The organism is Rhodococcus sp. (in: high G+C Gram-positive bacteria) (assembly GCF_049591685.1).
Lineage (GTDB): Bacteria > Actinomycetota > Actinomycetes > Mycobacteriales > Mycobacteriaceae > Rhodococcoides.
Genome location: NZ_JBAWFH010000450.1, coordinates 1 through 11331, shown reverse-complemented (window position 1 = coordinate 11331; position 11331 = coordinate 1). Strand labels below are relative to the sequence as shown.

3 protein-coding genes are annotated in these 11331 nt (G+C 65.0%); 2 read left to right on the top strand and 1 reads right to left on the bottom strand.

Going from position 1 to position 11331, the window contains the following annotated elements; translation table 11 throughout:
• On the top strand, positions 1 to 9891 hold a 9891-nt coding region (locus WBQ44_RS18920; RefSeq protein ID WP_495568209.1), incomplete at its 5' end, for an amino acid adenylation domain-containing protein.
• 59 nt (positions 9892 to 9950) lie between these two features.
• Complete coding sequence (locus WBQ44_RS18915; RefSeq protein ID WP_495568208.1) at positions 9951 to 10550, top strand: DUF8020 domain-containing protein; 600 nt, start codon at positions 9951 to 9953, stop codon at positions 10548 to 10550.
• A 44-nt stretch (positions 10551 to 10594) separates the two neighbouring features.
• Here the strand turns inward: WBQ44_RS18915 and WBQ44_RS18910 are convergent.
• A partial coding sequence (locus WBQ44_RS18910) for an anthranilate synthase component I family protein (protein ID WP_495568207.1) occupies positions 10595 to 11331 on the bottom strand: 737 nt, incomplete at its 5' end.

Sequence of the window (11331 nt, the reverse complement as noted above, 5' to 3'; positions counted from 1 at the left end):
CTGCTACACGGTGGCAAGCTCGTCGTGGTCGACTACTACACGGCGAGGTCACCCGAACTGTTCCGCGAACTGCTCGTCGCAGAGCAGGTCACCGTGCTCAATCAGACGCCGACGGCGTTCTACCAGTTCGCCGAGGCGGACCGCGCCGCCCGATCCATTGGTACCGGGTCGGAGTCCGAACGACTCGCGTTGCGCTACATCGTCTTCGGCGGCGAAGCGCTCGACCTGGGTCAGCTGGGTCGCTGGTACGCACGGCACCCTGAGGATTCGCCGACGTTGGTGAACATGTACGGAATTACCGAAACTACCGTGCACGTCAGCCATCTGCCGCTGACTCGCGAGTTCGCGGCGTCGGCATCGGCGAGCGTCATCGGGCAGGCCATCCCTGGCCTGACGGTGGCTGTTCGCGACAACCGGCTGCGTCTCGTCCCGCCGGGCGTCATCGGTGAGATGTACGTCTCGGGCGATCAGCTCTCACGCGGCTACCTGGGTCGCACCGGATTGTCGTCCACGCGCTTCGTGGCGGACCCGGATGGATCCGGCACCCGGATGTATCGCACCGGTGACACGGCACGCTGGAATTCCGGGGGTCAACTCGAATACCTCGGCCGCAGCGACATGCAGATTCAGCTTCACGGGTTCCGCATCGAACTCGGCGAGATCGAGTCGGCACTTCTCGCCTGCGACGGCGTCGCCCAGTCGGTGGTGTCCGTGCGCGACGACGGCAGCGGCGACCGGCTAGTCGGCTACGTCGTTCCCGAGGCCGCTCGAACGCTCGACACCACGGCCGTTCTCGACGAGGTGGCCGGGAGCCTCACCTCGTACATGGTGCCTGCAGCACTCGTCGTGCTGGCCGAACTGCCCTTGACGGCGAACGGCAAGCTGGACAAGAAGGCGCTTCCGGCTCCGGACTTCTCGTCCCGTGTGACGCTGAGCCGTGCACCGGCCACGCCGGTGGAGGAAGCTCTCGCCGCATTGTTCGCAGAGGTGCTCGGCCTCGACACAGTAGGAGTCGACGACTCGTTCTTCGCCCTCGGCGGAGACAGCATCATGTCCATTCAGTTGGTGTCGCGCGCAAAGGCGGCCGGGCTGGTCATCGCGCCGCGCGATGTGTTCGAACGCAAGACCGTCGCAGGCCTTGCCGAGGTCGTCGCGCTTGCCGAGGACACCGAGGCGGTCGTTCTCGAAGAACTGCCCGGAGGCGGTGTCGGCGATCTCCCGTTGACACCGATCGTGCAGTGGATGCTCGAACGCAGCGAGGAGTTCGGCCGGTACACGCAGACTGCCCTGTTGCAGCTGCCGACCGGCATCGAAGCCGAGGTTCTCGAGCGAACCGTCCAGGCGGTGCTCGACACGCACGACATGTTCAGGGCACAGCTCTCTTCGAACGCCGCCCACTCGGTCGATGGCCACTCGGTCGATGGCCACTCGGTCGATGGCCACGGCACATGGACCGAGACGGTGGCGCCGGTCGGGACCGTGTCTGCGGCCTCGGTAGTGCATCACGTGTCGGTAGACGAGGTCGTCGGCGAAGAATTCTCTCGCCGCGCGGCCGCCGAACTCGACGCTGCCGCCGACCGCCTCGACCCTTCTGTCGGGCGCATGGTCCAGATGGTGTGGTTCGAGGCGCCCACAGGTGCCGGTCGCTTGCTGATCGTGGCGCATCACCTCGTCATCGACGGTGTCTCCTGGCGCATTCTGGTGCCGGACCTCGCCACGGCATGGTCGCAGATCGTCGCGGGCAGCGAACCCGTGCTGGCGGAAACGGGAACGTCCATGCGGCGCTGGGCAACCGGCCTCCTCGAGGTCGCTGTAGACCGCGCGGACGAACTAGCCCTGTGGACGGGAATGCTGTCCGGTGACGATCCGATCATCGGATCGCGTGCACTCGACCCCGCTGTCGATGTCGATGCGACGGTCGAGCGAATCAGGACGTCGCTTCCCGTAGCGGTGACCGAGCGCCTTCTGACCACAGTCCCGGAGAAGTTCCACGGCAGTGTCAACGACGGACTACTCGCCGGCCTTGCGATCGCGCTCACTGCATGGCGGAGGGAACGCGGCTCTTCGGTCGACGATGCTCTCGTCAGCCTCGAAGGTCACGGCCGCGAAGACGCTGTCGTGCCCGGGGCGGACCTCTCGCGCACGGTGGGCTGGTTCACCACCATCTTCCCGGTTCGACTGAACCTCGCCGGCGTAGATGTCGACAACGCTCTGGCCGGTGGATCCGCCGCCGGAGACGCGGTCAAGGCCGTCAAGGAACAGTTGCTTGCCATTCCGGATCATGGCATCGGGTACGGCATGGCGCGCTACCTCACCGATGAGGGGCGAACGGCGCTGGGCGGTTTCGCGAAGCCGCAGGTGAGTTTCAACTATTTGGGACGGTTCTCGACCGGTTCGTCCGAGGGCATGGAGGACGTCGGGTGGATCCCGGTGTCCGACACGACTCTCGGTGACGCGCAGAACCCGAACATGCCCGTTCCTGCACTGCTCGACATCAACGCCGTCACCAACACGACGCCGACCGGCCCCGTTCTGGACGCGACGTTTGCGTTCCCGACGGGCGTGCTCACCGCGCCGGAGGTCGATCGACTGATCGAGCTCTGGGTTGCAGCGATGACCGCGTTGACCGCACACGCGGACGACCCATCTGCAGGCGGCTACACGCCGTCCGATCTGGAACTGGTCGACATCGATCAACCCACCATCGTTGCACTCGAAGAACAGTTCCCAAGTCTGGACGATGTCTGGTCGATGTCTCCGCTGCAGTCCGGACTGCTGTTCCACGCCCGGCTCGCGGGCGAGGTCGACGAGTCGGTGGATCTCGGTGTCGACGCGTACATGGTTCAGCTTGGGCTCGAATTGCGCGGCATCGTCGACCCGCAGCGCATGAAGGCTGCGGCTCAGGCATTGCTGGACAGGCACGCCAACCTTCGAGCTGCGTTCGTGCACGGTACGAACGGTGAATCCGTGCAGGTCGTGCAGACGGGTGTCGAGGTTCCGTGGTCACACGTCGACCTACGGGGAGAAACCGACGTCGACGCTGCGCTCGAAGCGGTACTCGATGCGGACAGGGCGACCCGGTTCGCACTGGATCGCGCTCCTCTGTTGCGCTTCACCTTGATCACGAAAGCTGAGGGGGAGTGGCGACTGCTGCTCACCAACCACCACATCCTGCTCGACGGTTGGTCGACACCGCTGCTCATCAAGGAACTGCTCACGCTGTATGCGACGGCGGGTGACTATTCGATGCTGCCGCGTGTACCCGCGTACCGGGATTACCTGTCCTGGATGCATCGACGCGACGCCCAGGTCTCGCGTGCCGAATGGGTGCGAGCGCTGTCGGGTGTGGAGGAGCCGACGCTGCTGGCGGACGGTGACCGGGGTCGACAGTTGTCGACCACCTCGGTCGAGACCACATATTCCCTTTCACGCGAGGTCACCGCCTCGCTTCGAGAGCTCGCCGCGCACCGGGGGTCCACCTTGAACACCGTCGTGCAGAGCGCATGGGGTGTCGTTCTGGCCGCACTCACCGGGCGTACCGATGTCGTCTTCGGTGCCACGGTTTCCGGCCGTCCACCGGAAATTCCCGGTATCGAGTCGATGATCGGGCTGTTCATCAATACGCTGCCCGTCCGGGTCTCCCTCGACCCGGCAGAGCCGCTCGGCGACCTGGTCGATCGGGTACAGGCCGAGCAGGCGTCCCTGCTCGATCACCACTACCTCGGGCTGACCGACATCCAGCGCGCTGTAGGCAACGGCGTCTCGTTCGACACCCTGACGGTGTTCGAGTCGTACCCCGTCGATCGCGCCGGTTTGTCCGAAGAGACCGACATTGCAGGGCTCAAAGTCGCGGACGTGCTCGGCACCGACGCCGCGCACTACCCGTTGACGCTCGTGGCATCGGTCGACGACCGTCTTCACCTCAAGGTCAAGTATCTACCGGATCTGTTCTCGCAGAACGAAATCGAGCGCATCATCGGACGTGTCGTCCGCGTGCTCGACAGCGTGGTCGCCAACGATCGCACACCACTTGCTCGGGTCGACCTGCTCGACGACACCGAACGCGCCGAGTTGGCTCCGGTCCACGGGCCCGTAGGAGGATCGACCCGACTGCTCGCACACGTCTTCGAGAACGCGGCGAGCGCATCGTCCGGGCGAACGGCTCTGTGCTTCGGCGACGAGTCGATCGACTACGACGAACTCGATCGGCGCTCGAGTCGCCTCGCTCGTCTACTGCTGGCGCGCGGCGTGTCGGCCGAGACCTTCGTGGCGCTCGGACTCGCGCGTTCCATCGAATCGGTTGTTGCCGTATGGGCGGTCGCCAAGACCGGGGCCGCCTTCGTGCCCATCGACCCGGGATACCCACGCGACCGGATCGAGCACATGGTCCGCGACTCCGGTGCACGCTTCGGCATCACGGTGAGCAGTCATGCGGCTGCCCTACCCGAGCTCGGTGGTCACTCCGCCGGTGAACGGTGGATCGTGCTCAACGATCCGACCACGGCACGGGAACTCGCCGAAATGGCGCCGGAACCGTTGTCGGACAACGAACGTGTCGCCGGCATCGGCCTGCACAGCGCTGCCTACGCCATCTACACGTCGGGATCCACCGGGCTACCCAAGGGCGTCGTCGTCACCCACACCGGCCTCCAGAACTTTGCCCTCGAACAGGCCGAGAGGTACTCGATCACGCCCGAATCGCGGACACTGCACGTTTCCTCGCCCAGTTTCGACGCCTCGGTCCTCGAATACCTGCTCGCGTTCGGCGTCGGCGCGACGATGGTCATCGTTCCGCCGACCGTCTACGGCGGCGAGGAACTGCACGACATCCTCTCCCGCGAACGGGTCACGCACGCATTCATCACCCCCTCCGCGTTGGCATCCGTCGACCCCACCGGCCTCGACACGTTCGCGGACGTCGTGGTCGGCGGCGAGGCCGTACCGGCCGAACTCGTCACCAAATGGGCACCGGGTCGACGGCTGTACAACGGCTACGGCCCCACCGAGGCGACGATCATGTCCAACATCTCGGACCCACTGACGGCCGGAGCATCACTCACCATCGGTGGCCCGGTTCGAGCCGTGCACGAGGTCGTTCTCGACTCGCGCATGCAGCCGGTTCCCGTCGGGGTGCAGGGCGAGCTGTATCTCGCGGGCGCAGGACTCTCCCGCGGCTACCACGATCGCCCCGGCCTGACCGCCGAGCGTTTCGTCGCGAACCCCTTCGGTGCACCCGGCGACCGGATGTACCGCACCGGTGACGTCGTCCGATGGACGCCGGAGATGACCGTCGAATACGTCGGCCGAAGCGACTTCCAGGTCAAGGTACGTGGCTTCCGCATCGAACTCGGCGAGATCGACGCCGTTCTCGCAACGCACCCGACGGTCGACTTCGTGGCGACCGTGGGGACCACTACGCCCGCAGGTGCAACGGTCTTGGTTGCATACGTTCGTGCGGCGGAGGCAGGCAGTACCGTCGACACCGCCGAGCTGACGGCCCACGCGTCGGCAGGTTTGCCCGGGCACATGGTGCCGTCGTTCATCATCCAGGTCGATGAGATTCCGCTCACCCCGGTGGGCAAGCTGGATCGGGGAGCGCTGCCGGAACCGGAATTCGATTCCGCCGCGGGCGAATACGTCGCGCCGCGCACTCCGGCCGAGGCAGCGGTGGCCGAGGTGTTCGCCGAGACTCTGGGTGTCGAACGGATCGGTGCACTCGACAACTTCTTCGATCGCGGTGGCGACTCGCTGTCGGCCACCCGGGTCATCGCGCGTGTCAATGCCGCCCTCGGAACATCACTGGGCGTGCGTGCGATCTTCGAGGCCCCGACGGTTGCCGCATTGTCGGCGATGGTCGCGGAGTCGGCGCCAGGGGCCGCACGACCCGTGCTACGGGCACAGCAGCGTCCGGAGAGCATCCCGTTGTCGCTGGCTCAGCAACGGATGTGGTTCATCAACCGATTCGATCCGTCGTCTCCCGCGTACAACGTGCCTCTCGTCGTCACGCTGACGGGTGAACTCGATATGGATGCTCTGCGCGCTGCGGTGTCCGATCTGCTCGAGCGACACGAGTCGTTGCGCACCACGTTCCCATCCGTCGGCAACGCACCCGAGCAGCTGATCCATTCCGCCGAAGACGTGCTACCGAACGTCGAAGTACACACTGTCGGCGAGAGCGAGCTTCTCGGCGTGATCGGCAGCTTCGCCGGCCGCGGGTTCGACGTCACGACCGAGATCCCGATTCGGTTGGCGCTGTACCGCGTGGACGCATCGGCCGAGACCACACACGTTCTCGCCGTCGTGGTTCACCACATCGCCGCCGACGGTGCCTCGATGGCACCGCTGGCGCGCGATGTCATGGTGGCCTACTCCGCCCGCACCGCAGATTCTGCGCCGGAATGGCAGCCGCTGTCCGTTCAGTACGCCGACTACACGCTGTGGCAGCGTGAGCTGCTGGGCAACGAGACCGATCCGGCATCACTGGCGAGCCGCCAGATCGGCTTCTGGCGGACGGCACTGCGCGGGGTTCCCGATCTGCTTCCGCTCCCGACGGATCGCCCGCGCCCCTCGACGCAGGACTTCCGCGGTGGCCGCGTGAAGTTCGACATCGACGCCGAGCTGCATCGCCGTATCGCCGAATTCTCGGGCGCACGAGGGGCGACCATGTTCATGGTCGTGCACGGCGCGTTCGCGGCGACGCTCTCCCGACTGAGCGGAACCGACGACATTGCCATCACGACACCCGTCGCGGGTCGAGGCGAAGCGGCATTGGACGACCTCGTCGGCATGTTCGTCAACACCCTCGTGCTGCGCACCGTCGTGGACGGCGCCGAGTCGTTCGAGTCCATGCTGACCCGCGTCGTCGACGCCGACCTCGAAGCGTTCGAGCACGCGGAAATGCCGTTCGAGCGCATCGTCGAGGTTTTGAACCCAGCGCGCTCGACGTCCTACGCGCCGCTCTCGCAGGTTGCCCTGTCGTTCCAGAACAACACGAAGGCTCGGCTCGAGCTGCCCGGTCTGACCGTCGAAGGCTTCGACTTCGACGTTCCGGTCGCAAAGCAGGACCTTCAGATGCTGTTGTCGGAGAGCTTCGACGAATCGGGAGCACCTACGGGCATCGAAGGCGCACTCGACTACGCAAGCGCACTGTTCGACGAGTCGACGGTGGCGTCGTTCGCCGATCGCTTCGTCCGCATCCTCGACGCCCTCGTGGCCGATCCGACGGCACCGGTCGGTGACGTCGACATCCTGGGCGACACCGAACGGCCGATGTTCGCGCCGGCACGCGGCGACGACGGCCCGGCGCCGCAGAGCTGGCCCGAGATCCTCACGGCCGCAGCGGCTGCCAATCCCAACCGCACTGCTCTCGAATACCGCGACGTCAGCCTGACGTACCGGGAACTCGACGAATGGTCGACGCGGATCGCACGGATGCTCACCGACTTCGGTGTGGGTCCGGAGACGTTCGTTGCGCTCGCGATGCCTCGATCCATCGAATCGGTGCTGTCGATCTGGTCGGTCGCGAAGACCGGTGCCGCGTTCCTGCCGGTGGATCCGAACTACCCCTCGGATCGCATCGCGCATATGCTCGACGACTCGAAGACCCCAATCGGTCTGACAGTGCGCGAGCACCGCGACGCACTCCCGGACACCATCACGTGGCTGGTCGTGGACGACGCGGACTTCACGGCCGACATCAAGCGGTATCCGACCGAGCCGCTGACCGACCGCGATCGAACGGCAGCTCTCCACCTCGACAACCCCGCCTACGTCATCTACACCTCGGGGTCGACCGGGCGGCCGAAGGGAGTCGCGGTCCGTCAACGAGGTCTCCGCAACCTCCGCGACGAAGTCGTGCTCAGGTTCCGACCCACACCGGAGTCGAGGGTCTCGCACATCGCGTCACCGAGCTTCGACGCGTCGGTGTACGAGCTGACGATGGCCTTCGGTGTCGGTGCGACCCTCGTGATCGTGCCACCCGGAGTCTTCGGCGGCGATGATCTCGCCGACCTGCTCGAGCACTCGGGCGTCACGCATGCCTTCCTGACTCCCGCGGCGCTCGCGTCGATCGATACCACCCGACTCGGCAACGTCGGCGTTCTCGGAGTCGGCGGCGAAGCCTGCACACCGGAGCTCGTCGGCAGGTGGGCGCCCGGCCGAATGATGTTCAATGGTTACGGCCCGACCGAGACGACGATTCAGGCCAGCGTCGGAGGTCCTCTGGTGCCGGGTAAGACCATCGATGTCGGCGCCCCGGCCATCGGCTTCCGCTATCTCGTTCTCGATCAACGCCTTCGGCCCGTTCCGGTCGGCGTCCCGGGCGAGCTCTACATCGCCGGCCCGGGCACCGCGCGGGGATACGTCGATCGGTTCTCACTCACAGCCGAGCGGTTCGTGGCGGACCCCTACGGGGAGCCCGGCGAGCGGATGTACCGGACGGGCGACGTCGTGCGGTGGACACCCGATCACACGATCGAGTTCGTCGGACGCAGCGATTTCCAGGTCAAGGTGCGAGGCTTCCGCATCGAGCTGGGCGAGATCGACTCGGTTCTCACCGACAACCCCTCGCTCAATTTCGCTGCCACGGTCGGACACACCGCACCGTCCGGCGACACCGTCCTCGTCTCCTACGTACGCGTGGCCGAAGGCCATACGGTCGACGTCGCGCAGGTCACCGAGCAAGTGGCTGCGGTGCTGCCACGCCACATGGTGCCCACGGCGATCGTCGTACTCGACGAAATCCCGCTGACACCCGTCGGCAAACTCGATCGGCGGGCGCTGCCGGTCCCGGAACTGACTGTCAGCGCGGTTCCGTATCGAGCGCCTTCGAACGCAACGGAACAGTCCGTGGTGGATGTCTTCGCCGACGTGCTCGGCGTCGAGCGCGTCGGTGTCGACGACAACTTCTTCGACCTCGGTGGAACGTCCCTCGTCGCAACACGAGTAGTGCCTGCCCTCGAAGCAGCCACCGGTGTTCGGGTGCCACTGCAGTCGCTGTTCCTCGATCCGACCGCCGCTGGCCTTGCGGCGCGGATCGAGGCCAGCGGAACCGAGGCAGCCGCAGGTATCGACAGCGCTTTCGGCGTGGTCATACCCCTTCGAGCGGCCGGAACGGGCACCCCTCTGTTCGCCATTCACCCAGGCATCGGCCTGTCCTGGGGTTACTCGGGAATTGTGCGTCACCTGGTAGAGGACCGGCCCGTGTACGGTTTGCAGCTGCCGAGTATCGCCGAGGGCGGGACGTTCACGTCGATACAGGAACTCGCCCACCGGTATGCAAAGGAGATCCGCACGGTCCAGCCGGAGGGCCCGTACAACATCCTCGGCTGGTCGCTCGGCGGGTCCATCGCTCACGCTGTCGGCGTCGAACTTCGCCGGGCGGGCGCGACCGTCGACTCGCTGACGATCATGGACAGCTACGTCGAGGATCCGAACGAGGCCACGCAGGGACGACTGAGCGTGGAGGAATTGCTCGCAGGTCTGGGACTCGATCTCGTCCGCGATGCGTCGCAGTCACCCTTGACCTACGAGGAAGCGGTTGCGCTGCTCAACGAGTCGTTCGGGCAGGAAACGGGCCTCACACCTGCGCACCTCGAACGAATCAACGACGGCTTCGCGAATTCCACCGCGATCATGGCGAATTTCCAACCCGACGTGTTCGATGGGGACATCTTGTTCTTCGCAGCAGCAAAGGGATCAGGCGACGGAATCGACCGCGATCCGGCGCAATGGAATGCATTCGTGACCGGAAATGTAGACATTCGATCCGTGGAATGCGCGCACAATGAAATGATCGAACCTGATGTGCTCGCCGAAGTCGGAACGGTGCTCGAGAATTACCTCGACAGTCGACCGCATAGCGCGCTGCACATCGACGGTCGAGAATTATAATCGGCCCGCACGTAAGAAGAAGTTTGTCCGACAACGGTCTGGGGATGCCTGTGAAAAGAATGAAGTCAGTGACTGCGATGATGGCCACGGTGTTGGCCGCCACTTCGGTGACCATCGCGGTGGGTGGGGGAACTGCAGGTGCAGACCCAGTCGAATCGGTCGGCTACGAAACCTCGGTCACTCCCGAGGGCGCAGTTAGCACCGTGCTCGATGCAGGCGCGTTCCGCGTCGACAGCAACGGCACGGAGGTCGACATCGTGGGGAGTTCGGGAACGGTGCTGGCCAGTCTCCCGCTCACCTACTCGGTGAATGGCACGACCTACTCCATCGCACCCGCACTCGTCGGTGAACGACAGCTGCTGCTCACACCGCAGCCGGCATCGCTCATCAATCAGGTTGCCGAACCAGTCTCGAAGCAAGCTGCGTTCGACAACATGATCAATCAGATCGTCATCGGTTACACCAACGGCGGCGCTGTGGGCACGGCGATCGGTGCGGGACTGGGATTCGCGATCGGTTGCGTCTCGATTTTTCCGAACTTCATCGCGGGCTGCATCATCGGCACCGCCATCGGCGTCGTGGCCGGTACGATCATCGGCACGGTGAACGCCAACCCGAACGTCCAGCCGGCTGTGTTCGAGTACTTCACGGCACCCTGACCTGCAATTAGAGCTCGGGTTTCGCTACAGGAGCCGGAAGGACGTCAGACGTCCTTCCGGCTTTTGCGCATTGCGCCCGACAGAGCCCGGCGCATCGAGACCGCCTTGACCATTGTCTCCTCGAACTCTTCCTCGGGGTCGGACATGGCAACGATCGCGCCGCCGACGCCGAAGCTCACTTCGTTCTCGGTGGACACGATGGTCCGGATGACGATCGACAAATCTGCAGTGCCGGTGAGCGAGAAGTAACCGATGGCTCCGGAATACACGCCTCGTGGCCCGTCCTCGAGCTTGTCGATGATGGCCATCGTGCGTATTTTCGGTGCCCCCGTCATCGACCCACCGGGAAATGCAGCGCTGATGCAATCAACCGCGGAAGCGTCGTCGCGGAGTCTCCCGCGCACGGTCGACACCAACTGATGCACGGGTGCATAGGTTTCGACGTCGAACAGTTTCGGGACGTGCACGGAACCCGGCACACACACTCGAGCCAGGTCGTTTCGCACGAGGTCGACGATCATCAGGTTTTCTGCCTTGTCCTTCTCGTTGCCGAGTAGGTCCGCGCGAAGGTCGGCATCCTGTTCAGGTGTGCTTCCTCGCGGCCGTGTGCCCTTGATCGGCTTGGACTCGACCACTCGGTCCGCATCTATCCGCAGAAACCGTTCCGGCGACGCGCTCGACAGCGACAGATCGGTGAAACCGAGAACAGCGCTGTAGGGCGTCGGATTGATCTCTCTCAGATATGTATATGTCGCCAACGCATCGATTGGTCCGGGGAACG